The organism is Paraburkholderia sp. IMGN_8, from assembly GCF_038050405.1.
Classification (GTDB): Bacteria; Pseudomonadota; Gammaproteobacteria; order Burkholderiales; family Burkholderiaceae; genus Paraburkholderia.
Genome location: NZ_CP150901.1, coordinates 2,235,148 through 2,258,642, shown reverse-complemented (window position 1 = coordinate 2,258,642; position 23,495 = coordinate 2,235,148). Strand labels below are relative to the sequence as shown.

Here is a 23,495-nt window from a genome sequence, read left to right as displayed (position 1 = left end):
GGTGTAGCGATGACTAATCAATTCAATCCCGAACGTCACTCGGTTGCGGCGCGTGTACTCGCTGCGCTGCTGAGCTATCCGGACGCGTCTTTGCGCGCGCTATTGCCGGAACTGGAAACGGCTCTACAACGCGATACGGTGTTGCCGGCCGAGCGTCGCGATGCCGTTCTCCTGCTGATCGCGGACTTGCGGCAAAGCGAACCGCTCGAAGCGGAAGCGCGCTATGTCGACACGTTCGACCGCGGACGCCGTACGTCGCTTCATTTGTTCGAACACGTGCATGGCGATTCGCGCGACCGCGGCCCGGCCATGATCGATCTGCAGCAAACCTACGCGCAGGAGGGGCTGCTGCTCGAAGCAGGCGAATTGCCTGACTACTTGCCGGTTGTGCTGGAGTTCGCGTCGACGCAACCCTATGAGGTCGCGCGTGAATTTCTCGCGGAAATGGCGCATCTGTTGCAGTCGATTCATGCGGCGCTGGCCCGGCTACACAGCCCCTATGCGGCGGTGGTAGCAGCGGCGCTCGATCTCGCGAGCGAACCCGTGCAGCCGCCCGAGACCGTGCCCGAAGCACCCGCGGAGGGCCCCCTCGACGAGCAATGGGCCGAGCCGCTCGTCTTCGACGGCTGTTCGGCGGCGGGCCAGAGCGCCGCGCCTCAGGTCCAGCCCATCCAGATCGTTCGGCGTGACGCTGCGTCGCCACGCCGGTCCAAGGACGCCATTGTATGAACTACCTCGATACGCTCTTATTCGGCATCTATCCGTACGTTTGTCTTGCCGTGTTTCTGGTCGGCAGTTTGCTGCGCTACGACCGCGATCAGTACACGTGGAAAAGCGACTCGTCGCAGATGCTACGCACCGGTGCACTGCGCTGGGGCAGCAATTTGTTCCACGTCGGCGTGCTGTTCCTGATGTTCGGCCACTTCTTCGGCATGCTGACGCCGCATGTGGTCTACGAATCGTTTATCAGCGCCGGTTCGAAGCAGGTCATGGCGATGGTCTCGGGCGGAATAGCAGGCACGCTGGCGTTTATCGGCGTGACGATGCTGTTGATTCGCCGGCTCGGCGATACGCGCATCCGCGCCCATTCGAAGACCAGCGATATCGTGCTGCTGGTGTTGTTATGGGTGCAACTGGTGTTGGGCCTCGGCACGATCCCGATGTCAGCACAACATCTGGACGGCAGCATGATGATGAAGTTCGCCGGCTGGGCGCAGCACATCGTCACGTTCCAGGGCGGCGCCGCGGCGCTGATCAGTGAAGCGAGCTGGGTGTTCAAGGCCCATATGTTCCTCGGCATGACGCTGTTTCTGGTGTTTCCGTTCACGCGCCTAGTGCATATATGGAGCGGCTTCGCGTCGATTGCTTACCTGCTGCGGCCGTGGCAGGTGGTGCGCGATCGGCGCCTGAATGTGCCCGCGGGGCAGAATAGGCCACCACGGCGTTCCTGAGCCTGCGCCGCATCTGCGTCATAAGGTGGATGCGCGTGTCAGTCGACGCGCATCCGCTCCACCAGAAAATCGAGCAAAGCGCGCACGCGCGCGGGCAGATGGCCGCCATGGCCGAGATAGAGCGCGTTGACCGGCTCGGTGTCGCCGGGATTGAACGCTTCGAGCAGCACGACGAGGCGGCCGGCGGCCACGTCTTCACGCACCTGAAAGGCGGCAAGGCGGCCGAGTCCCACGCCGGCCAGCGCCAGTTGGCGCAGCGTTTCGCCGTCACTGACCTGCGCGTTGCCTTCGACCGGCACGTCGATCCTGCGTTGTTCGCCGTCGAGCAACGGCCAGCCGTTTGCAGTCCTTGCAAAACCAAAGCCGAGCCGGTTGTGCGCCGATAAATCAGCGGGAGTCTGCGGTGTGCCATGGCGTGCCAGATAGGCCGGCGCACCGACAATCACCATTTTTGCATCGCCCAGCTTGCGCGCCACCAGTTGCGAGTCCTTCAGCGGACCGCTGCGAAGCGCGACATCGGTGCGCTGCTCCAGCAAGTCGACAACCTGATCGGTCAGCACGATATCGAGCGTGATGTCGGGATACGCTTCGAGAAACGCAGGCGCCAGCGGCAGCAGGTAGTGCCGTCCGAGTGGCACGTTCGCGTGCACGCGCAGACGGCCGCGAAGCGTTGCGCCGGTGGCCGCACCGCGCTCGGTTTCGTCGAGTTCGGCGAGCACGCGCACGCCGCGTTCGTAGAACACGCAGCCTTCGGGCGTGAGTTGCAGATTGCGCGTCGAACGGTTCACGAGGCGCGCACCCAGCCGGGCTTCGAGCCGCGCCACCAGTTTGCTGACTGCGGACGGGGTCATCCCCAACGCGCGCGCCGCTGCCGAAAAACCGCCCAGTTCGACCGCACGCACGAACACTTCGAGTTCGCCGGAACGGTTCACATCCAAACGTGCCATCGTGAGTTCAATTCACAGGTGATATGCCACCCGGCAGTCTACCGAAAGCGCTGTCGCGACGATATCTTTCAATTACCGCACGGCGTGGGCCGTCGCAACGAAAAGTTTTATCGGGAGCATGACAATGAACGTAGCAAAGAAAGTCGCTCTGGTAGTGGGCGCACAGGGCGTGATCGGCCGCAATCTGGTCGATCATCTGGCAACACTTGACGACTGGGAGGTCATTGGCCTCGCGCGTCGCGGGGGCGTAGCAAAGGAACGAGTGCAGTACGTCGCAGTCGATCTGCTCGATTCTCCCGATAGTCAGGCCAAGTTGCGCTCGCTCGATCATGTCACGCACGTGTTCTACGCCGCCTACCAGGATCGCCCCACCTGGACCGAACTGGTGCCGCCAAATCTGGCGATGCTGGTCAACGTGATCGACGCGATCGAACCAGCGGCGGCGGGCCTGCAGCACGTGAGTCTGATGCAGGGCTACAAGGTGTACGGCGGCCATCTCGGCCCCTTCAAGACGCCGGCGCGCGAGGACGATGCGCACTTCATGCCGCCCGAGTTCATGTTCGACCAGCAGACGTTTCTCGAGTCGCGGCAAAAGGGCAAACGCTGGAGCTGGTCGGCGATCCGGCCTTCGGTGGTGGGCGGCTTTGCGCTTGGCAATCCGATGAATCTGGCGGTGGCGATTGCCGTGTATGCATCGATGTCGAAAGAACTCGGCTTGCCGTTGCGCTTTCCCGGAAAACCCGGCGCTTATGACAAGCTGCTCGAAATGACCGACGCCGGCTTGCTTGCGCACGCAACTATCTGGGCCGCGACCGAGCCGCGCGCCGCGAACCATGCGTTCAATATCCACAACGGCGATCTGTTCCGCTGGAACGATATGTGGCCGAAGATCGCCCGTTATTTCGAACTCGATGTGGCGCCGCCGCTGCCGATGTCGCTCGATACGGTCATGGCCGATAAAGAACCCTTATGGAACGCAATCGCCGCGAAACATGGCTTGCAGGCGGTGCCGTATCAAGACGTCTCATCATGGCGTTTTGCCGATTTCGTTTTCTCGTGGGATTACGACATGTTCGGCGACGGCTCGAAAGCGCGCCGATTCGGTTTTCATGAATTTATCGATACCGAAACGATGTTTATAGGCATTTTCGATGACCTCAGACGCAGGAAGCTGATTCCATGAATTACGGTGTTGCGCACGATCCGAGCTTTTTCAATTTCTACGTCGATTTGCTGACGCGGCCGGTGCCGGTCACACTACCGAACTAGCGCGTTCGTTCAGCTGCGAGTCTGCATCGAGCCCGCACAGTTGCGGTTAAGCGGGATGCAGGCCGCGCAACAACTGACGGACGCGCGAGAGGTCCTGATCGACGTGCTCGGCTTGCTCGAACAGTTCTGCGAGCCAGTCGACAAAGGCCCGCACGCGCGGCGACACGCGGCGATTCTTCACATACGCGACCGAGACCGGCATGGGCACCGGTTTCCATTGCGGCAGCACTTCGCGCAACTGTCCCGAGTCGAGGTAGGGCTGAGCGGCGATTCGCGCGGGTTGTATCAGGCCCAGGCCTTGCAGGCCGCAGGTCAGATAGGCCTGCTCGTCGCTGACTTTGACGAAGCCCTTTACCTTTACATTCTGCGCTTCGCCATCCACTTCGAAGTCGAAGTCCACTTCGCGGCCGGTGTGTGGCGACATGCAATTTACCGCGACGTGTTCTGTCAAGTCGCTGAGATTCAGCGGCGTGCCGTGACGCGCCAGATAGGCGGGGCTTGCGCATGTCACGTGCTCGAGGGTTCCCAGCTGTCGCGCGATCAGGTTCGAATCTGGCAATTCGCCTAGCTGGATACTGCAGTCGACCGCTTCTGCTATTAGATCCACTGCGCGGTTGCTGATGCCGATGGCCAGATCGAGGTTAGGGAAGCGCGCGTGGAAGTCCTCCAGCGCCGGGAGGACGAGGACGCTTGCCACTGCACCGGGCATTTCAATGCGCAGACGACCGGTCAGGTTGTCCGTTGCATGACGGAGGCTTGCTTCCATTTCGTCGATGTCGGCGAGGATTTGCGCACAACGTTCGTAGTAGGCGGCGCCCTCCGGGGTGATGCTCAGGCGTCGCGTCGTACGGGTTAGTAGGGCGGTGCCTAACATTGCTTCCAGGTTCTGGACGATCGTTGTCGCCGTCGCCCTCGGGATGTTTAAGGACTCCGCTGCGCGGGTGAAGCTGTTTGTATCCACGATACGGATGAAGGTGCGCATTGCAGTTATTCTGTCAATCACGGTTCAACTCCATTCGGTTTGGGGTTTTGCCTTTGCGGTGGCTTTCTCTGTTTGCCTAGGCGGCGCTTGTTGTCTGTTTGCCTACGGCGTTGGCTTTTCCTTGATTTCTTAGTGGTCTATTAGCGTCGCCCCTGTGCGGGGCAGGCACTTACTTTCTTTGCCGCCGCAAAGAAAGTAAGCAAAGAAAGCGGCTTCACACCGCTAACCCTTAAGCGGGTCCCCTGGCTTGGAGGAGGCAGTGGAGCATCTGGAATCAGTGCTCTCGCACATTCAGCGTTTGTGACAAGGCAGTCATACTTCCGGCGGCGCTGCGCGCGCCGCAGCGGTACTTCATCGAACCGCCTGGTGGTTCGGCACTCGGCTGTAACTTGTCAAATCACCTGGCGGTTTCGGCGTTCGGTGTTACTTCACAAAGCCGCCCATCAGTTTCAGCGGCGACGTTTCGCTTGGTGTGGTGTCTTGCACTCCAAAATTCCGGTGCCTAGCCGAGGCGAAGCCGATTGCCCCCGCTGAACCAAAGCGAAGCCACTGGTTTGCCTGGCAAACCGTTCCGGCGAGCGCGCAGCGCGAGGCGGGAAGGATGACTGCCTTGTCACGAACGTGGAATGTGCGAGAGCACAGATTCCAGATGCACCACTGCCTCCTCCGAGCCAGGGGACCCGCTTAAGAATTAGCGGTTTGAGCCGCTTTCTTTTGCCTACTTTTCTTTGCGGCGGCAAAGAAAAGTAGGTGCCCCCCCGCACAGGGGGAACGCTAATAAACCAATATCAAATCAAGGAAAGGCCAACGCCGTAGGCACACAGAAATAAGCGCCGCATAGGCAAAAAAACAACTACTTCCGGAGGGAATCCAGATCAATCACAAACCGATACTTAACATCGCTCTTAAGCATCCTCTCGTATGCTTCATTAATCCCTTGCATAGGAATAACTTCAACATCGGAAGTAATCCCGTGCTCGCCACAGAAATCCAGCATCTCCTGCGTCTCGGCGATCCCGCCGATCAACGACCCAGCAAGCCGGCGGCGCTTAAAGATCAAATTGAACACCTGCGGCGACGGATGATCATGCTCAGGAGCACCGACCAACGTCATCGTCCCATCACGTCGAAGCAAATTCAAAAACGGATTCAGATCATGCGGCGCAGCCACAGTATTCAGAATGAGATCGAAGCTATTCAGATGAGCTTGCATCTCTTCCGGATTCCGGGAAATGACAACTTCATGTGCGCCAAGCCGCTTGGCATCCTCGATCTTCGAAGGCGACGTCGTAAACAACACCACATGCGCGCCCATCGCGCGCGCCAGCTTCACGCCCATGTGGCCCAGGCCGCCCAGGCCGACAATCCCGACTTTCTTGCCAGGTCCGGCGCCCCAGGTCCGCAGCGGCGAATAAGTCGTAATGCCGGCGCACAGCAACGGCGCAACACCCGCCGGGTCGAGATTCTTCGGCACACGTAGCGTGAACGCTTCGTCCACCACTAATTGCGTCGAATAGCCGCCGTAAGTGATCTGTCCGTCAACACGGTCCACGCCGTTATACGTGCCGACGAAACCGTTCTCGCAATACTGTTCGAGACCTTCCTCGCAACTCGCGCACGTGCGGCACGAATCGACCAGGCAACCCACGCCCACCAGATCGCCCGCCTTGTATTTCGTCACGTCCGCACCAACCGCGGTCACGCGGCCGACGATTTCGTGGCCCGGTACGACCGGATAAACCGTGTTCTTCCATTCATTGCGTGCCTGATGCAAATCGGAATGGCACACGCCGCAAAACAGGACTTCCATCTGCACGTCATGGGCGCGCAGTTCGCGACGCTGAAGTTCGAACGGGGCGAGCGGCGCGGTGGCGTCGGTCGCTGCATAGGCATAAGTCGTGCTCATGGGTAACTCCAGCAAAGAGGGGGATGTCACAAGGCGCCGACGATGGCGACACGCGTCGCCGATGCGGCCAATCCTTGTCAGGAACCGGGATCACGGCGCCGGCGGCGGCCGGCAAATTCACCGAATGAGTGATTCGCCAACCGAGTCCGGCGCAGCGCGGAAAAAGATGATCCGGCAGGGTTCCCATAGTAGGAGCCGGGAGCGAGCCCGGGAATACCTGAATGTCTTGAAGATTTGCCTAAAACTCCTGGCGAGCAGCGCGGTAGGATGTTTGGTGCTAAATTTCAAGCACTATTCTCTCGTGCGTCACCATATCGTCATGTCCACACCTTCCGTTGAACCCGCTTCCGCCAATCCCGATCAGCGGCGTCTGGCCGCACTGTTCGATGCGCTGGCGCCCGTCGAGGGCGTTACGCGCTCCAGTCTGGAGGGCGTCAGTCTGCTACGCGCCAATCACCCGATGCAACGAAGGCCCGTGCTTTACGAGCCGAGTATCGTGATCGTCTGCCAGGGCCGCAAGCGCGGTTTCATCGGCGAGCAGGTGTTCCAGTACGACGCGCAACAGTACCTCGTACTGTCGGTGCCGCTGCCGTTCGAATGCGAGACGGAAGCGAGCCCGGAGGAGCCGTTTCTCGCCATCTCGGTGCGCGTCGATCTGACCATGGTGGCCGAGTTGTTGATGGCGCTGAACGAAGCGCAAGGTGCCGCGCAGAACGAGCCGCTCGGCATCTATTCGACGCCGCTCGATCCGGCCCTGAGCAATGCGGTGCAGCGGCTGATGGAAGCGTTGGCCTCGCCACTCGATGCGCGCATTCTGGCGCCAGGCGTGGTCCGCGAAATCTGCTATCGCGTGCTGACCGGCGAGCAGGGCGATGCGATTCGCGCGGCGCTCACGCATCAGAATCATTTCGGCCGCATCGCAAAGGCGCTACGGCGCATTCATGCCGACTATCATGGTCAGCTCGATGTCGATACGCTGGCCGCCGAAGCAGGTATGAGCCTCGCGGTGTTTCATGCGCAGTTTAAGGCCGTGACGTCTACCTCGCCGATGCAATACGTGAAGACCACGCGTTTGCATCATGCACGTTTGCTGATGGTGCAGGATGGTTTGAACGCAGGCGCAGCCGCGGCGCGAGTCGGTTACGAAAGCGCGTCGCAATTTAGCCGCGAGTTCAAGCGCCTGTTCGGCCTCAGCCCGGTCGACGAAGTCAAACGCATGCGTACCGTGTACGACGCGCCGCCGCCGCGCGTGGTCAAGCCGGTTGAACGATACGTGACGGCCGTATAAACGAAGCACGCACTCTCTCAAGATTTATAAGCCGCTGAACCAGTTATACCCCTGGTCTTCCCAGTAGCCGCCCGGATTGGTGTTGGTGACGAAAATCGCCGCGATGTGCTTCGGATTCTTGAAGCCGAGTTTGGTCGGCACGCGCAGCTTCAACGGATAGCCGTACTTGGCGGGCAGCGGCGCATCGCCGAAATCGAGCGTCAGTTGGGTTTGCGGATGCAGCGCCGTCGCCATGTCGAGGCTCGAGTAATAGCGGTCCGCACATTTGAAGCCGACATAGCGCGCAGTCAGATCGGCGCCGATGCGTTCGAGGAATGTGCGAAACGGTATGCCTCGCCATTGCCCAATCGCGCTCCATCCTTCAATGCAGATGTGGCGCGTGATCTGTGAAGTCTGTGGCAACGCGCGCAGTTGATCGAGATTCCACGAGCGTTTGTCCGACACCAATCCCGACACTTCTAACTGATACGTCGAGCCGTCGATGTCCGGCGCGTCGAACTCGGAGTAGAACGCGTTGAACGGAAACGGGTTGGTGATCTCGCTCGCCGAATAGGTCGGCGCGAGCTTGTTACGGTCGAAGAGCCACGCTTGCACGCGATCGTTCCAGCGCGACATGGCCCACAGCACCTTGTCGGCCGAATCGCCGTCCTGTATGTTGCAGCCGGACAGCATCGCGAGTGCGCCGATCGACAGCGACGAGCGCAGGAACAGGCGCCGCTGCAAGCGCTCGATTTGCGGCTGATGGTCAGCTAGAACGATGCGTTTTTCGCGCGCGCCTGCTGGTTTGGATGTGCTCATGCTCGGGTCCCTTCCTGCGCGGCGTGTTTGGCGCGGCCGGTCAACATCGGCAGCAGCGTGCGCGGCACCAGCAGCACCAGTGCCAGATGCACGACGACAAACCCGACCACGCCCGCCATCGCGACAAAATGCACGCGCCGCGCGAAATCGAAACCGCCGAATAGCGCGGTGAGCCACGAAAACTGCACCGGTTTCCAGATCGACAGTCCCGATGCGACCAGCAGCACGCCGAGCAGCAACACGAACAGATATAGCGTGCGCTGCACCGCGTTATATTTGCCGGTATCGTGCGACAGCTTGAATTGCATCGCCAGCGCCGCGTCGCGCACCACATCGCGTGGACGAACCGGCAAGAGCTTGCGGCGGAAATGCCCACGGCCGATGCCATACGCCAGATAGAGCAGGCCGTTCGCGCACAGCAGCCACATCGCCGCGAAATGCCATGCAATCGAGCCGCCCAGCCAGCCGCCGACGGTCGCCCACGGCGGGAATCTGAACGGAAAGAACGGCGACGCGTTGTAGATCGCCCAGCCGCTCATCACCATGCAGACCATCGCAAACGCGTTGATCCAATGCGTGATTCGTACGACGAGCGGATGGACGACAAGGCGCTTTTGCGGTTCAGACATGGTGGACGGTGCTAAACGAAGCCGATGAAGTCGGAGAAATCGGAAACCGCGTCGTGAGCAACGGAGGACGCGGCCCTTTTTGCATAACCGGTCAAGCCGTATTACATCGGCGGCGTCAGACCGTGCTCACCCGCGGAGATGAAGTTCGCCGCCATCGAACCGTCGGCTTCCTTGTGCGCGAACAGCACGACTTTCGCGCCCGGCACCAGCAATGAACGGTCGCCCGATTCGAGGCTGACGATCGGCACGTCTTGCGGAATCACGATCTTCTTCTCGCCATCCTTGTATTTGACGGTGATCGTGCGGCCATTGCTGACCACCAGCGAGCCGACAGTGCCGTTGGTCATCGTGCTGTTCGAGCCGAGATCCCAGGGGCGGTGACCCTCGCCGGCACCGCGCATGCTGGCCGGGAACACGTGCACTTCGAGCGCCTTCAGCGTGCCGTCGGCTTGCGGGATGGCGGCCGTGCCGACATAGCTGTCCGGCTTGATATCGTTCACGTTGGCGATCGCGACGCCGCGAATCGGCGTGTCTTTGGCGAGTTTCACGTCGACGTCGTTGCCGTCGCGCGTGTGAACCTTGAGCAGATCGCCCGAAAGCGACGTGACCGTGCCGCGCACGCCGGTGGGCGCGGTGTTCTGGGCTTGCGCAGCCGGTCCTGCCGCAAGCAAGGTGCCGGCAACGAGTGCAGGGGCGACGATGGCGCGCAGTGCATTCGCGGAAACGATCTTCATGAATCTGCTCCTGGGTGGTGAGGGATAGGGGCAGGTTAGGCGAGCGGTTGGCTCCGGCGGGTGACAGACGGATGACAAAAACGTCATGAACGGCGCGCGGCTAACACGTAGAATGACCGCCATATCTACGTCCAACGCCCGGGGACCAGCGCCTGGGCTGGAGCATTCAGCATCATGAGCATCCTCGTCATCGAAGACGATCCGAAAACCGGCGACTACCTGAAGAAGGGTTTGCGCGAAAGCGGCTACGCGGTCGATCTCGCGCGCACCGGCACGGATGGCCTGCATATGGCACTCGAACACCCTTATGACCTCGTGGTGCTGGACGTGATGCTGCCGGGCATCGACGGTTGGGAAATCATGCGCACCTTGCGGGCGCGGCGCGATTTGCCGGTGATTTTCCTGACCGCGCGCGATCACGTCAGCGACCGCATCCGCGGCCTCGAGCTCGGCGCCGACGATTACCTCGTCAAGCCGTTCTCGTTCACCGAACTGGTGTTGCGCATCCGCACGCTGCTGCGCCGCGGCGTGATCCGCGAGAGCGATGTGTTCGAGATTGCCGACCTCAAGCTCGACGTATTGCGCCGCAAGGTGACGCGCGAAGGCGTGGAGATTCCGCTCACCAACAAGGAATTCATGCTGCTGCATCTGCTGGTGCGACGGCAGGGCGAAGCGCTGTCGCGAACCCAGATCGCGTCCGAAGTGTGGGACATGAACTTCGACAGCGACACCAACGTGGTCGACGTAGCGGTCAAGCGGCTGCGCGCCAAGATCGATCATCCGTTCGAAAAGAAGCTGATCCATACGGTGCGCAGCATCGGCTACACCTTCGGCGACGGCTCATGAAACTGTGGACGGGGCGTTCGCTGACGGCCCGCACCACGGTGCTGTTCGCATCGATCGCGTGCGTGGTGATCGGCACACTCGGCGTTTATTTCTATCACTCCGCCGAAGTGTCGTTGCGGCAGCGCGCCGACGTGGTGCTCACCGGGCGCGTCGAGCATTTCAGCCGGATCGTGCGCGACCTGTACTCGGTCAGCGAATTGAAGAATCGGCCCTTGCTGTTCGAAACCATGCTCGGCGCCGAAGAGGACGTGCTGCTGTTTCGCAGGCCGGGCGAAGCGCCGTTCATCGACGTCAACCCGGGCAACGTCGCGGTGCCGCCTTTGCAGGCCGGCGCGGCGGGGCACTTGCCGACCCCCGCCGACATCCGTCAGACCGTGCTACCGGACGGCGTGCCGGTTCACTGGGCGATCGCCACGACCCAGGCGCGCGAGGACGGCACCGAAGTCGAAGTCATCGCCGCACATCCAATGACACATGAAGTGCAGATGCTCGCTGCATACCGCAATCGCATCGTGCTCGCGACCCTGACCGGCATGCTGGCCGCGACGCTGCTTGCCTACTATGTGCTGCGCCGCGCCTTGCGGCCGGTGCGCGAGATCGCCACACGTGCGGCGCAGATCAGTCCGACGAGCCTGTCGGTGCGGCTCGACAGCGAGGCCGCGCCGGTCGAATTGCGCCAGCTCACGCACGCCTTCAACGCCATGCTCGACCGTCTCGCCGATGGCTATCAGCGCCTGTCGCAGTTTTCGGCCGATCTCGCGCATGAAATCCGTACGCCGGTCGGCGCGTTGATCGGCCAGACCCAGGTCACGCTCGCAAAACCGCGCGAGCCCGACGAGTACCAGCAATTGCTCGAATCGAATCTCGAGGAACTGAACCGTTTGAGCCACATCGCGGAGAACATTCTGTTTCTTGCGCATGCGGATCATGCGACGTTGTCGATCGAGCGCGAGGCGGTCGATCTGCGCGGTGAACTAGTAAGGATCGCAGATTATTTTGAAGGTCCCGCCGACGAGCGCGGCATGCGCTTTACCGTCGACGCCGAGGGCGTGGCGTCGGTCAATCCTATGCTATGCCGGCGGGCGATCAACAATCTCGTCGTCAATGCGGTGCGATATGGCGCGTGCGATACGGTCGTGCGTTTGAGCGGCGTGCAGGACGAACAGGGCGCGACCGTGACGGTCGAAAACGACGGTGAGCCGATTCCCCGCGAGCAGTTGGACCGTCTGTTCGATCGCTTCTATCGCGCCGATGCGGCGCGCAGTGAGTTCACCGAATCGAACGGGTTGGGGCTCGCGATCGTCAAGGCGATCATGCATCTGCATGGCGGCAGCGCACGCGTGGTGTGCCCGGTGCCGGGCGTCGTGCGCTTCGAATTGCGCTTTCCGCGCGCTTAGTTGGCGTTTGGTTGGCGCTTAGTTTGACGCCGGATTTGCTGCCGGTGCTTCCGGTTCGTGGCAACACACGCAAAGCTTGTTGCCATCTGGATCGCGAAAGTACGCGCCATAATAGTGCGCGTGATACTGCGGACGCAATCCCGGCGGTCCTTCGCAGGCACCGCCGTGAGCGAGTGCCGCGGCATACGCGCGATCGACTGTCGCGCGGTCCGTGGCCAGCAGCGCCAGCATGTGACCGTTGCCGACCGCGGCCGGTCGGCCGTCGTAGGGCTTGCCGATCAGAAACAGCGGCCGTGGCTGATCCGCGGCCATCCAGCCGGCCCAGCACGCGTCGTCGTCGCGGAACTTCAGCTTCAGATTCAGCGTGTCCATCAGCACGCTATAAAAGCCGAAAGCGCGCTCGAAATCGGCAATGCCGACGAATACGTGGGAAAGCATCGGTGCCGTTCCTCGGTTGCGTTAGGTGTGCGTCAGACCTTCTTCAGATAGGCCGCCTTCAGCATGAAATTGCCAGCGTCCATCTTGCAGTCGACTTCATGATCGCCGCCGACAAGGCGGATGCTCTTCACCTTGGTGCCCATTTTCAGGGTGATCGACGAGCCTTTCACTTTCAGGTCCTTGATCAGCACCACGGCGTCGCCGTCGGCGAGCGTGTTGCCGTTGGCGTCCTTGACGACGCGGTCGTCGGCGTCGTCAGCGACGGCGGCGTTCGTCATCGGCCATTCGTGAGCGCAATCCGGGCAGACGTAGTTGTCGCCGTCCGGGTAAGTATTTTCCATGCCGCATTGGGGGCAGGCGGGAATCGTCGACATGATTTTCTTTCCAAACCGCGGCTTGCCGCGGACAACTTCAGGGCTGGCGATTATAGCGGATGTGCTCCCGGCCGGACCCGTTCGGCCAGCTGCCGACCGCCGTCGTGCCGCGCTGCCGACCCACGTTCCAGCGCTCAGTCGCCCTGTGCGGCCGAACCCTGTTGATTCGTATAGTGCGCGCGCTTTTCCTCATACATCAGCAGATCGGCGCGCTGCACGCCGGCTTCGAGTCGATCGCCGCGCTGGCAGGTCGCCGCGCCCATTGAAAAACTCAGCAGCGAGCCCGGATAAAACTGATTGTTCAGATCGACCAGTTGGCGGATCGCGTCGATCATCGCTGCGCCACCGCGCTCGTCGGTATCCGGCATCAGGATCGCAAACTCGTCGCCGCCGATGCGCGCTGCATGGAACGGTGTATCCATCGCCTTGGCGAGCACCTCGCCGGCGCGCCGTAGCAGGGCATCGCCGGCGGCGTGCCCGAGTTGATCGTTCACGCGTTTGAGCCCGTTCAGATCGGCCATGACGATCGTCACCGGCCACGGCCCCTTGCGCTCCAGCCGGTTCAGTTCGTCCACGTAGAAGGAGCGGTTGCGCAGTTTGGTCAGGACGTCGTGTTTGCCGAGAAATTCCAGATAGGCCTCGGCCTTTTTGCGCGCCGTGATGTCGGTAAGGGCCACCAGCACCAGGTCCCATGCGCGTTCGTGACCGGGCAGCACCGAAAATTGCAGGTGCACGTGCACCTCGTTGCCGTCGAGCGAATAGTTGAGTACCTCGCGCTGCTGGAATAGCTTGCCGTCCCACAAGTCGATCAATTGTTCGCGGAAATGCGGGCGCATGTCGTCGCGGAATACGTCCGGCAGGCGCGCCAGCAGCGTTTTTTTGTCTTTCGCCGCGAACATCTCCAGTGTGTGCTGGTTCACGTCGAGCACGTGAATTTCCTGCATGCAGCGTTCGACAAACTCGGGATGCACGTCGGTGAACACGCGAAAATCGCTGATGCCGGCCGAGCGTGCTTCGTCGAGCAGGCGCTTGACGGCGCTGAAATCCTCCACCCACAGCGATACCGGCGAATGTTCGAACAGGCCGCGCACATACTGTTCGGCAAGCGTCACGCGATGCCGCGCGCCTTCCAGTTCGGTGATGTCTTCGACCGAAACGAGCACGCGGTCCCAACGTGCTTCGTGGCCGGGCAGCACGGCGCCCTTGAGCAGCACGTCGAGCCGTCGTCCGCCGAGCGTGTAGTTGACCGTCTGACTCGTGAAGTGCGATTGCCCGGCCCACAACTGGCACAGTTCCTCGAGGTGAGTCTTCAGCATGTCGTCGCGAAACACCGCGGCAAGATTGCCGTTGAGCGCGGCGAAGTCGGTGGCTTCGAATTGCGTGAGTGTCTTCTGATTGACCTTGATCACGCGAATGCTATGTGCGCATTCGGCGACGCGGCTCGGGTCTTCGGCGAAATGCGCGCGCAGATCCGTGACGCCTTGCGCCCGCCACGTGTCGAACAATGCGCGTACGCCGCTGAAGTCTTCGAGCCAGAGCGAGACGGGCGCGAGTTCGAACATCTCGGAGTCGTCCCGCAAGGGGACTTCCTGCGGGGCGTCGTTGGCGGGCACTGGGCCGCGCGGGAGGGTATCAAGCATGAGGGTTCCGTGGTCGGAGTTCGAGCTATTTTAGGACGGCTCGGGCTCGGGTTGCAGAAAGGCGTGCCACGAAGCGCATATGCGTTGCTCTACCTATGGGAATAACGGCGCGATGGCGGCGGACTTTAGACGGCTGAAAACGGTTGATGCGCGAGACCCCAAGCGGGATATGTTCGCTCGCGATGCTTGTCAGCGCGCCGGCGTATGCCTTGTTAAACTCACGCCTGCTGCACGTGCTGTCTAAACCTCCCGTCAAAAAAACGCGTCCAGGTCATGAAGCCATCCCTGCTGGTTCTGATTCACTTGAACGAAGCAAGCCGCGCCAGTGTCGAGGCCGCCTTCGACGTCATCTACGCTCCCGATTCCACCCAGCGCGCCACCGCGATCGCGCAGTGCGGCGACACCATCCGTGCCGTACTCACCAACGGTACGACCGGTCTGACGGCGGCTGAAATCGATCGGATGCCGCAGCTCGAATTTGTCAGCGCGCTCGGCGCCGGCTTCGAAAATCTGGCTATCGACCACGCCCGCTCGCGCGATATCGTGCTCGCCAATGGCGCCGGCACCAACGATCATTGCGTGGCCGACCACGCTTTCGCATTGCTGCTGGCGGTGGTGCGGGACGTACCGCAACTCGATCGGGCCACCCGCGACGGCATCTGGCGCGACGTGCTGCCGATGCAGCCGAACGTCTCCTGCAAGCGGCTCGGTATTGTCGGGCTCGGCAACATCGGCGAGAAGATCGCGCGCCGCGGCGCCGGTTTCGACATGGAAATCGGGTATCACAACCGCAAGCCGCGCGAAGGCTCGTCGCTGCGCTATTTCGACAGCGTCGTGGACCTCGCGCAGTGGTGCGATTTTCTGGTGGTGGCGACGCCCGGCGGCGCCGGCACGCATCATCTGATCGGCAAGACCGTGCTGGAGGCGCTGGGGGAAAACGGCTTCGTGGTCAACGTATCGCGCGGCAGCGTGGTGGATACGGCTGCGTTAGCAGAGGCGCTGACCGCGAGGACGATTGCCGGCGCGGGACTCGATGTCTACGAGGGCGAGCCGCATCCGCCCGAGGCGCTGCTGGCGCTGCGCAACGTCGTGTTGACGCCTCATGTGGGCGGCCGCTCGCCGGAAGCGATCACGGCCTCAGTGGACAACTTTCTGGCTAACGCGACACGGCACTTTGCGGGCAATGCGGTATTGACGCCGATCTGAAGCCGCGCGCCGTGCTCCGGCGCGCGTTGCACGCTCACCCGCACGCGCCGACTTCGCCGCAAGCGGTGCAAAAATCGCAGCCGTCCTTGCGGATCACCGCATTCGCACCGCACGAGCCGCATTTGCGTCCGAGCATGGTGTGCAGTCCAGGCCCGCCACCGGGTTGCGCGGAGGCCTCTTCAGCGTCGCCCGGATGAGGGCGTATGCCGAAATCCGCCGCCAGCGCGGTTTCGGCCTTCATCTGCCCGCGCGGCAGGCGCGCGAGCATTCGCGACGGCACCTGATTGCCTTCGGCGTCGAGAAAGCCACGCCGATGCAGAATCTGCTGGATCGCAAAAGCGAGCGCCGCGACTTCCGAATCGTGCCAACGCGGCGTGCGATGACCGTCGAGCCGCTGCACCTCACCGAGCCGAACCTGCCCGCGATCCCACGAAACCTTGCGCATATCCTGCAGATTACGCGCGACAAAGCCGCCGCGCGCGGCGAGCGACAGTGAGCGCATCGTGGCGGTGATCCATTGCTGCGACTCGTCGCGCTGACCGGTCGGAATGAAGAACTCGATAGGGCGCTCGATCGTGACATCCTCGCCGCCGAGCCGCCCCGTCACTTCAATGAACGACACCGCCACGTACAGCGATTTTTTGCCGGCTTGCGTCAGATACTCGACTTTTTCGATGATCGCCGGCAATTCACCTTTAGGCCGATGGTCGATCGCGATGCGCAGTGGATCGAGGTCCGTTTCGGCCAGGGTGTCGTCCGCTTGCTGCGGGCTCACGCTGAGCACCGCGCCGAGTGTTTCGTTGGGCCGGTAAGTGGCGAGGCCCTTGAGTCCGCCTTTCCACGCGTCGAAATAGAGGCTTTCGAACGCTTCGAATGGATAGTCCGCCGGCACGTTCACCGTCTTCGAGATCGACGTATCCACGTAAGGCTGCACGGCGGCCATCATGTCGAGATGGTCGCGCGCCGACATGTCGAGCGCACTGACAAAATAGTCCGGCAACGTTTTGACATCGCCGCCGAGTTCGCGATAGAGCCGATACGCATAGTCTTCGACGTCGAACGATTCGCGGCTGCCGTCGGCCATCACTTTCATGCGCGTGTAGGTCCACGAAAAGGCGGGTTCGATGCCGTTCGACGCGTTGTCCGCGAATGCGAGACTGACGGTGCCGGTCGGCGCGATCGACAGCAAATGGCTGTTGCGAATGCCGTCGCGGCGGATGGCGTCCTTGATGTCGTCGGGCAGACGCGACGCGAATGTGCCGGCCGCCAGATAGGGCTCGGCGTCGAACAGCGCAAACGCGCCGCGTTCGCGCGCCAGTTCCACCGACGCTCGATATGCCTCGTCGCGCATCAGGCGCGCGATGCGCACCGCGAAATCGCGTCCTTCCTGCGAGTTGTAGCGCAGGCCGAGCATCACCAGCGTATCCCCGAGCCCGGTGAAGCCCACGCCGATACGCCGCTTGGCGCGCGATTCGTCGTATTGCTGCGGCAGCGGCCACAGCGTGACGTCGAGCACGTTGTCGAGAAAGCGCACTTGTGTGCGCGTGCGTTGGGCGAGCCCGTCCCAGTCGAAGGAAGGCTTGCCGCCTTTCATTTGCGTGAACGGATCGATCACAAAGCGCGTGAGATTCAACGGGCCGAGATTGCAGCAACCGTACGCCGGAAGCGGCTGTTCGCCGCACGGATTGGTGGCGCGGATGGTTTCGAGCGCGCGCAGATTGTTGTCCTCGTTCATGCGCGACATGAACACGATGCCGGGCTCCGCGACATCGTAGGTGGAGCGCATGATGCGATCCCAGATTTCGCGGGCAGGCTTCTCGCTGTAGACCCACAAGCCGTCGTCGCGTTGCCGCACATCGCCGGCGGCACGCAGCGCGGGCGACGGATCTGCGCGATGGACGAGCTGCCAGGGTTGATCTTCTTCGACGGCGCGCATGAATTCGTCGGTGACCGCGACCGACACATTGAAATTGTTCCAGCGGCCTTTCGAATGTTTTGCCTCGATGAACTCGAGCAGGTCGGGATGATTGCAATCCAGCACCGCCATTTGGGCGCCGCGCCGTGAGCCGGCGCTTTCGACGGTGCGGCATGACGCATCGAACACATCGATATAGCTGCACGGTCCTGACGCCGACGAACTGGTGGTGTGAACGCGCGCGCCTTTGGGCCGGATAGCGGAGAAGTTATAACCGACGCCGCCGCCGCGGCGCATTGTCTCAGCGGCTTGCAACAACGCCACGTAGATGCCGGGCAGACCTTGCTCGTCGACACCCTGAATCGAATCGCCGACCGGTTGCACGAAGCAATTGATGAGGGTGGCAGCGATGCCTGTTCCGGCCGCGCTCATAATGCGGCCGGCGCCGAGCGCGCCGTGACGCAGATTGTCGACGAAGCTTGCTTCCACCGATTCGCGCAGCGCTTCCGGTTCTGCTTGGGCGACGCCGTGGGCGACGCGTTTGAATACGTCGTCGGCCGATTGCTCGTCGCCTTTCGCGTATTTTTCGAGCAGAACGTCGAGGGAGAATTGTTGCGGCGCAACTAGTTGAGCAGCGGGCGCCGCTGCCTCTGCTACGCGGGTTTCGGGGGTGTCTTCTGCCATGGTATGGCCTCTAACAGCGCTGAAGGGTTCGCAGCGCGATGGGTGGGATTGCGGGTCACTATAGCGCGACCAGTGGCGTGGTCGGGGTGACTTGCCGCAATGAGGCCCACATTAACGCAGGCGGCGGGCGTGGCGCAAGGTCGCAATTTGGGGAATATGACTGGTTTTGTTTGCCCTCCCGGCGGGGTTGTCTTTGTACCTACGGTGTGGTTTTTTCTTGGTCTTGGTCTTGTTTGCCGTTGCCGTTGGTTGTTGGCTGTTTGCCTACGGCGTTGGCCTTTCCTTGAATTGATATTGGTTTATTAGCGTTCCCCCTGTGCGGGGGGCACCTTTTCTTTGCCGGCCGCAAAGAAAAGTAGGCAAAAGAAAGCGGCTCAAACCGCTAGCTCTTAAGCGGGTCTCCTGGCTTGGAGGAGGCAGTGGTGCATCTGGAATCGGTGCTCTCGCACACTCCGCGCTGGTGACAAGGCAGTCATTCTTCCGGCGGCGCTGCGCGCGCCGCAGCGGTGCTTCTCAAAACCGATGGGGCGTGTGCGCTTCCGGCATCATTCTTCCCGCCTCGCACTACGTGCTCGCCGAAACGGTCCGAACGGGAAACCAGGGGCCTCGATTGTGCGCGGTGAGGGCCATCGGCTTTGCCTCGGTGAGGCGCCGAATTGTACAAGTGCGATCCACTACCCGTTGCAAGACGCCGGCGCTGAAACCAGTGAGCGGTTTAGTGAAGTACCGTTGAGCGCCAAAACCGCCAAGCGGTTTGATGAAGTACCACCGAGCACCGAAACTGGTAGGTGGTTTGATGAAGTACCGTCGAGCGCTGAAACCGGCGGGCGGCTTGATGAAGTACCGCTTCGGCGCGCGCAGCGCCGCCGGAAGTATGACTGCCTTGTCACCAAGGTTGAATGTGCGAGGGCACCGATTCCAGATGCTCCGCTGCCTCCTCCAAGCCAGGGGACCCGCTTAAGAATTAGCGGTTTGAGCCGCTTTCTTTTGCCTACTTTCTTTACAGGCCGGCAAAGAAAAGTAGGTGCCGCCCCGCACAGGGGCAACGCTAATAAACCAATAAGAAAGCAAGGAAAGGCAACGCCGTAGGCAAACAACCAAAAAGCGCCGCGCAGGCAAACAGAAAAAGCCACCACATGCAACATTTGCACGACTAAAAAAACAAAACAAAATCAGAAAGAAGAACGAAGAAAAACGAAAAAATCAAACCTCATCAGCGAGAGCGCACAACACCTCAGCTGAAATCATCGCCGAAGCATTAGATGGCGCCGGCCGCTCAGCCGGTTTAAAAACAGCATCTCCGCGGCGAATCTTCCGCCGCGACACGGCGCATGTACCGGAAGTATGCGCCGACCGCCGGCGCCACCGCTGCTCGCCATAATGGCAGCGCCCAGGCTCGACCCAGCGGATCACCAGCGTGGTGTCGGAGCGCTCGAGAATCTCGATGCGTACGCCATTGGCACCGTCAAGGGGGATGGACTCTATGGTCATCATGGTCGGCTCCGTAGTGTGGTCCGCCGAATGTAGTCCCACGCGCCCTGGATAGCCATTGTGCCGCAGTTGAAACACTGTTCCCGAATTAGCAACAATGAAACTTGACATTCGCATTCACACGAAACGACGGGGTTTCGCGGGCATTACCGAGTCAGATTTTGTGATAGCGCGGATTTTTGCAACGTAGTGTTGTATGCAGTGCGACGAGAGCGGCCGTCTGTAAAGGGCGCCGGTGCTTCCTTTAAGATGTGAATATTGTTGAGCGGTCGTGCAATGCAAGTGTAGCGGGTTTGCATTTTTCCGGTCGGCTCGCGCACATATCGACAAGAGGTCACATGATTTCACTCCCCCCGGTTGCTCCGCCCGAATCGCCGACACCCAGTTGCCTGAAAAAGCAGAAGGCCGCGTCGCTCGTGTTGTACATCGCACTGGTGCTGCTGGCGTTGTGGGTCGTACGGGACTTCATTGCGGTGGTGGCCTGGGCGGGCGTCATCGCGATCGCTCTGTGGCCGCTGTTGAGCAAGGTGGAGGGAAGCCACTGGTTCACCGGCCGCACCACGCTGATCGCCGCGCTGTTGACGCTCGCGATTGCACTGCTGGTGGTGTTGCCGGTCGGCATCGGCATCGCACAAGCGTTACGCGAAGCCCGCGACCTGTCGGACTGGTTCAGCGCCGCTCAGGAAAACGGCATCGCGATGCCGAGCTTCATCGAGCGTTTGCCGTTCGGCGTGCAACAGATTTCGGCGTGGTGGCAGGCCAACCTCGCTCAGCCGTTACGCGACTCGGCGGCGATGAAAGGCCTGCACAGCACCACGGTGATGACGCTCGGGCGGCACTTCGGCGCGCGCGCGGTGCACGGCGTGATGGTGTTCGCGTTCATGCTGGTCACGCTGTTCGTGATTTTTCAGGCGGGGCCGCATCTGTCCGGCGCGATTCTCAAAGGCGTGCGGCGCGGCTTCGGCGACGACGGTGCGCACCTCGTCGAGCGCATGGCCGCGGCGGTGCGCGGCACGGTCTCAGGACTGGTCGTGGTCGGATTCGGCGAGGGCGCGTTGATCGGCATCGCTTATTTCGTCACGGGCTTGCCGCATGCTGCGCTGCTCGGGCTCGTCACGGCGATCGCCGCGATGCTGCCGTTCTGCGCGCCGATCACGTTTTTCCTCGCGGCCTTGTGGCTGTTCTCGCAAGGCTCGGTTGCCGCGGCCATCGGGCTGGCGGTGTTCGGCTCTGTCGTGGTGTTCATCGCCGAACATTTCGTGCGGCCGGTGCTGATCGGCAACTCGACGCGTTTGCCCTTCCTGCTGGTGCTGTTCGGCATTCTCGGTGGCGCGGAGACGTTCGGGCTGCTGGGCCTGTTCATCGGGCCCGCGCTCATGACCGTACTCATGGTGCTGTGGACCGATCTCGTGCAATAGTTGCACGCCGGCCAGTTGTCCTGCGATCAGGAACGACACCTGATTCGCCAGCTCACTTTTCCTGGTCGTGCGAAGCCGGCTTCACGCAGCCGAGCGTGTATTTCAGCGCGGCCGGCTGCAATGCGCTCCACACATCCCAAGTGTGACCGCCGTCGATGATGCGCAGCGACGCTGGATTGCCCGCCAGCCGAAGATGCGTGTAGCGAGACGATGCGTCGGCCTGGATGGCGAGGTCGTCGTCGCCGGCGGCGGCGCACAGCGCAAGCAGCCTAGTATCTAGAAATAAGCGCATATCAGGGTGGGAAGCGACCGCGCAGGTCGTGCGCGGCCATGATGCTATCAGTATCGGTAGTGGCGTCGGCAGTGGGCGTCGGCAGTGGGCGCCGGCAGTGGGCGCCGGCAATGCGGCGAGCGATCGCAGGCGCGGGGCGTGGCTCTCAGGGCGAAGTGCCCAGGCGCCGGGCAGCGAGCCGGGCAAAGAAGCGCGTGAACGGCTCCGACGCTTTCGCGACAGCGAACAGCGCGCCCACCGCGAACAGGTCCGCGAGGAGGCCGAGCGGATAGTTCAGATAGCCGTCGGTGGCAGCATCCAGCACCGAATCGACGACCAGCGAAATCACCGCGCCGGCGATAAAGCACAACAGCCCCTTACGGCCAATCATGCCGACCCACGGCAACCATTGCGCGAGCTTCTTCGCCCAGCCAAGCTCGATCAGGTTCGCGACCAGCCAGGCAATCGCGAGGAAATTCACCGCGCGCAGGTACGAGAGATTCTGCTTGAAGTTCCCGTCGAGCGGCTCGCGTTCGATAAAGAGCTTGTAGTACGCGGCGGCCGCGACCACGGCGAGCGCCAGCACGCTGACCAGCCAACCCAAACGGTGTGCGCTGACCCGCTGATAAACCGGCTGGCAACGCGCCAGCACGCCGAGCACGAACAGCAGTTGCCAGGCGAACGGGTTGAAGTCCCAATGCGTATCCGGCGCGGCGGGCAAATAGGCGTCGATCGCCGGGGCGCCGGCCCACAACGCGACGCTGCCCGCCAGCAACAGCCACGGCTTGTTGCGCGCGAGCGGCAGAATCATCGGCACCAGCAGGGCGAAGAACGCGTACATCGGCAGCACCGAAGCGAGATACGGCTGGCGGCGAAACAGCAGGATGTCGCGCAAGGCTGCCATGGGCGTGTCGATCAGATCGTCGAGATCGGTGGTGGCGAGATTGGGCCCGTCGATGCTGAACGCGGTAAGCACCGCGCTGACGAGCAGCATCAAGCCGGCCGTGACAAGGAACGCGCGATAGATTTCCAGCGACCGTCGCAAGAAGCGGCTGCGCGCGATCGCCTCGGTACGCCGTTCGGTCAGCGCCGCGTATGCGGTCGCGGTAGCGAAGCCGCCGAGGAACACGAACACTTCGGCTGCATCGCATAAAGCGTACGCATGCAGCGTGACGCGCGACAGGATGCTGCCGCCGATATGGTCGACGACGATGATCAGTAAAACCAGCCCGCGAAAAAAATCGAGCTCAATGAGACGGGATTGCGATTTTTGCATTGTGTGGTGCCAGGTCATGCATCAGGCAGCCCCATGCGACGGCGCGCTAGTCCAGCGCGGCGGGCGTCTCACAAGGCTTTTGAATTGGATTGGGTGCTGCGGCGGATGGCCGCCACGCAGATGCGCGACCCGCGTCGCCGCTTTCAAGCCGGCGCACAACGCACGGTTGCAGGGGCAGTGAAATGACTCATTCGAAAGCGGGGAGTTCCGCTGCGGCGCCGCAAAAACTTTCAATTATATTTCTTTGCGCGACAAGAACGCTTGCAGCCATGCGGCGCCAGGCCATGCCCTATCTGGCGGCGGGACTCAGGTGCGGGCGGCGCGGAGCCGTTTACCTGAATATGTGCCGCTGCAACAGCCGTCCATGAGCGCTCGTGGAGATTTCGCAACGTTTTGAGATACGGGAGCGACACCCGATGGACGGCAGGCTATCGGCGTGTGAGGATTTCCTTAAATTGGGTCGGGGTTGATAAAGGCGTTGTCAGAGCGTCCTAAGAAAGCGGTCGGATCGAGTTGTCCCATTACTCGAGTGCAG

Annotated in this window: 20 protein-coding genes and 1 pseudogene; 8 read left to right on the top strand and 13 right to left on the bottom strand. The window is 61.7% G+C overall.

What is annotated here, in order from left to right:
• Positions 1-9 precede the first annotated feature (9 nt).
• Both narJ and narI read left to right on the top strand, forming a co-directional pair.
• Entirely contained in the window at positions 10-729 is a 720-nt protein-coding gene (gene narJ, locus WN982_RS31225) for a nitrate reductase molybdenum cofactor assembly chaperone (protein WP_341315901.1), read from the top strand.
• Positions 726-1,451 (top strand): respiratory nitrate reductase subunit gamma, encoded by a 726-nt coding sequence (narI, locus tag WN982_RS31220; RefSeq protein ID WP_341315900.1) that lies wholly within the window; start codon positions 726-728, stop codon positions 1,449-1,451. Before narJ ends, narI begins: the two co-directional genes overlap by 4 nt.
• A gap of 38 nt (positions 1,452-1,489) precedes the next feature.
• Here narI and WN982_RS31215 read toward each other — a convergent pair whose 3' ends face one another.
• Entirely contained in the window at positions 1,490-2,398 is a 909-nt protein-coding gene (locus tag WN982_RS31215) for a LysR family transcriptional regulator (protein WP_341315899.1), read from the bottom strand.
• 124 nt (positions 2,399-2,522) lie between these two features.
• Here WN982_RS31215 and WN982_RS31210 point away from each other — a divergent pair, with 124 nt between their 5' ends.
• Positions 2,523-3,581 carry an SDR family oxidoreductase gene (locus tag WN982_RS31210; protein WP_341315898.1) on the top strand — a complete coding sequence of 353 codons (1,059 nt, stop codon included), beginning with the start codon at positions 2,523-2,525 and terminating at the stop codon, positions 3,579-3,581.
• Between the two features lie 132 nt (positions 3,582-3,713).
• On the opposite strand, the gene WN982_RS31205 is transcribed toward WN982_RS31210, so the two are convergent.
• The gene (locus WN982_RS31205) at positions 3,714-4,670 is read right to left on the bottom strand and encodes a LysR family transcriptional regulator (protein ID WP_341315897.1); all 957 of its coding nucleotides are present in this window, start codon (positions 4,668-4,670) and stop codon (positions 3,714-3,716) included.
• 832 nt (positions 4,671-5,502) lie between these two features.
• Positions 5,503-6,555 (bottom strand): NAD(P)-dependent alcohol dehydrogenase, encoded by a 1,053-nt coding sequence (locus tag WN982_RS31200; protein WP_341315896.1) that lies wholly within the window; start codon positions 6,553-6,555, stop codon positions 5,503-5,505.
• A 319-nt stretch (positions 6,556-6,874) separates the two neighbouring features.
• On the opposite strand from WN982_RS31200, the gene WN982_RS31195 reads away from it, so the two are divergent.
• Complete coding sequence (locus WN982_RS31195) at positions 6,875-7,843, top strand: AraC family transcriptional regulator (protein ID WP_341315895.1); 969 nt, start codon at positions 6,875-6,877, stop codon at positions 7,841-7,843.
• 24 nt (positions 7,844-7,867) lie between these two features.
• Here the strand turns inward: WN982_RS31195 and WN982_RS31190 are convergent, their stop codons facing one another.
• The 3 genes from WN982_RS31190 to WN982_RS31180 all read right to left on the bottom strand — a co-directional run bounded on the left by WN982_RS31190 (position 7,868) and on the right by WN982_RS31180 (position 10,004).
• A complete protein-coding gene (locus WN982_RS31190; protein WP_341315894.1) occupies positions 7,868-8,641 on the bottom strand; it encodes a molybdopterin-dependent oxidoreductase in 774 nt (257 codons plus the stop codon).
• Positions 8,638-9,270, bottom strand: coding sequence for a cytochrome b/b6 domain-containing protein (locus tag WN982_RS31185; protein WP_341315893.1), 633 nt, complete (start codon positions 9,268-9,270; stop codon positions 8,638-8,640). Before WN982_RS31185 ends, WN982_RS31190 begins: the two co-directional genes overlap by 4 nt.
• 101 nt (positions 9,271-9,371) lie before the next feature.
• Positions 9,372-10,004 carry a hypothetical protein gene (locus WN982_RS31180; protein WP_341315892.1) on the bottom strand — a complete coding sequence of 211 codons (633 nt, stop codon included), beginning with the start codon at positions 10,002-10,004 and terminating at the stop codon, positions 9,372-9,374.
• Positions 10,005-10,178: 174 nt separating this feature from the next.
• Here WN982_RS31180 and WN982_RS31175 point away from each other — a divergent pair, with 174 nt between their 5' ends.
• Together WN982_RS31175 and WN982_RS31170 are read left to right on the top strand one after the other, a co-directional pair.
• Positions 10,179-10,850, top strand: a complete 672-nt coding sequence (locus tag WN982_RS31175) for a heavy metal response regulator transcription factor (RefSeq protein ID WP_341315891.1) — start codon at positions 10,179-10,181, stop codon at positions 10,848-10,850.
• On the top strand, positions 10,847-12,247 hold the full coding sequence (locus WN982_RS31170) for a heavy metal sensor histidine kinase (RefSeq protein ID WP_341315890.1): 1,401 nt from the start codon (positions 10,847-10,849) through the stop codon (positions 12,245-12,247). Before WN982_RS31175 ends, WN982_RS31170 begins: the two co-directional genes overlap by 4 nt.
• A gap of 18 nt (positions 12,248-12,265) precedes the next feature.
• Here the strand turns inward: WN982_RS31170 and WN982_RS31165 are convergent, their stop codons facing one another.
• The 3 genes from WN982_RS31165 to WN982_RS31155 all read right to left on the bottom strand — a co-directional run bounded on the left by WN982_RS31165 (position 12,266) and on the right by WN982_RS31155 (position 14,699).
• Complete coding sequence (locus WN982_RS31165; protein ID WP_341315889.1) at positions 12,266-12,685, bottom strand: VOC family protein; 420 nt, start codon at positions 12,683-12,685, stop codon at positions 12,266-12,268.
• A 32-nt stretch (positions 12,686-12,717) separates the two neighbouring features.
• The gene (locus tag WN982_RS31160) at positions 12,718-13,059 is read right to left on the bottom strand and encodes a zinc ribbon domain-containing protein YjdM (RefSeq protein WP_341315888.1); all 342 of its coding nucleotides are present in this window, start codon (positions 13,057-13,059) and stop codon (positions 12,718-12,720) included.
• 134 nt (positions 13,060-13,193) lie between these two features.
• Positions 13,194-14,699, bottom strand: a complete 1,506-nt coding sequence (locus WN982_RS31155) for a sensor domain-containing diguanylate cyclase (RefSeq protein WP_341315887.1) — start codon at positions 14,697-14,699, stop codon at positions 13,194-13,196.
• A gap of 273 nt (positions 14,700-14,972) precedes the next feature.
• Here WN982_RS31155 and WN982_RS31150 point away from each other — a divergent pair, with 273 nt between their 5' ends.
• Complete coding sequence (locus tag WN982_RS31150; protein WP_341315886.1) at positions 14,973-15,905, top strand: 2-hydroxyacid dehydrogenase; 933 nt, start codon at positions 14,973-14,975, stop codon at positions 15,903-15,905.
• A 34-nt stretch (positions 15,906-15,939) separates the two neighbouring features.
• On the opposite strand, the gene WN982_RS31145 is transcribed toward WN982_RS31150, so the two are convergent.
• Together WN982_RS31145 and WN982_RS31140 are read right to left on the bottom strand one after the other, a co-directional pair.
• Positions 15,940-18,504: an adenosylcobalamin-dependent ribonucleoside-diphosphate reductase gene (locus tag WN982_RS31145; RefSeq protein WP_341315885.1), complete on the bottom strand. Its 2,565-nt coding sequence runs from the start codon at positions 18,502-18,504 to the stop codon at positions 15,940-15,942.
• A 1,203-nt stretch (positions 18,505-19,707) separates the two neighbouring features.
• A complete protein-coding gene (locus WN982_RS31140; protein WP_341319474.1) occupies positions 19,708-19,995 on the bottom strand; it encodes a DUF3331 domain-containing protein in 288 nt (95 codons plus the stop codon).
• Between the two features lie 338 nt (positions 19,996-20,333).
• Between WN982_RS31140 and WN982_RS31135 the strand changes: the two genes are divergently transcribed.
• Positions 20,334-21,413 (top strand): AI-2E family transporter, encoded by a 1,080-nt coding sequence (locus tag WN982_RS31135; protein WP_341315884.1) that lies wholly within the window; start codon positions 20,334-20,336, stop codon positions 21,411-21,413.
• Between the two features lie 52 nt (positions 21,414-21,465).
• Here the strand turns inward: WN982_RS31135 and WN982_RS31130 are convergent.
• Positions 21,466-21,663: pseudogene (locus WN982_RS31130) on the bottom strand (esterase family protein); the annotation flags it as partial.
• A gap of 187 nt (positions 21,664-21,850) precedes the next feature.
• Positions 21,851-22,960, bottom strand: coding sequence for an OpgC domain-containing protein (locus WN982_RS31125; RefSeq protein ID WP_341315883.1), 1,110 nt, complete (start codon positions 22,958-22,960; stop codon positions 21,851-21,853).
• Positions 22,961-23,495 lie beyond the last annotated feature (535 nt).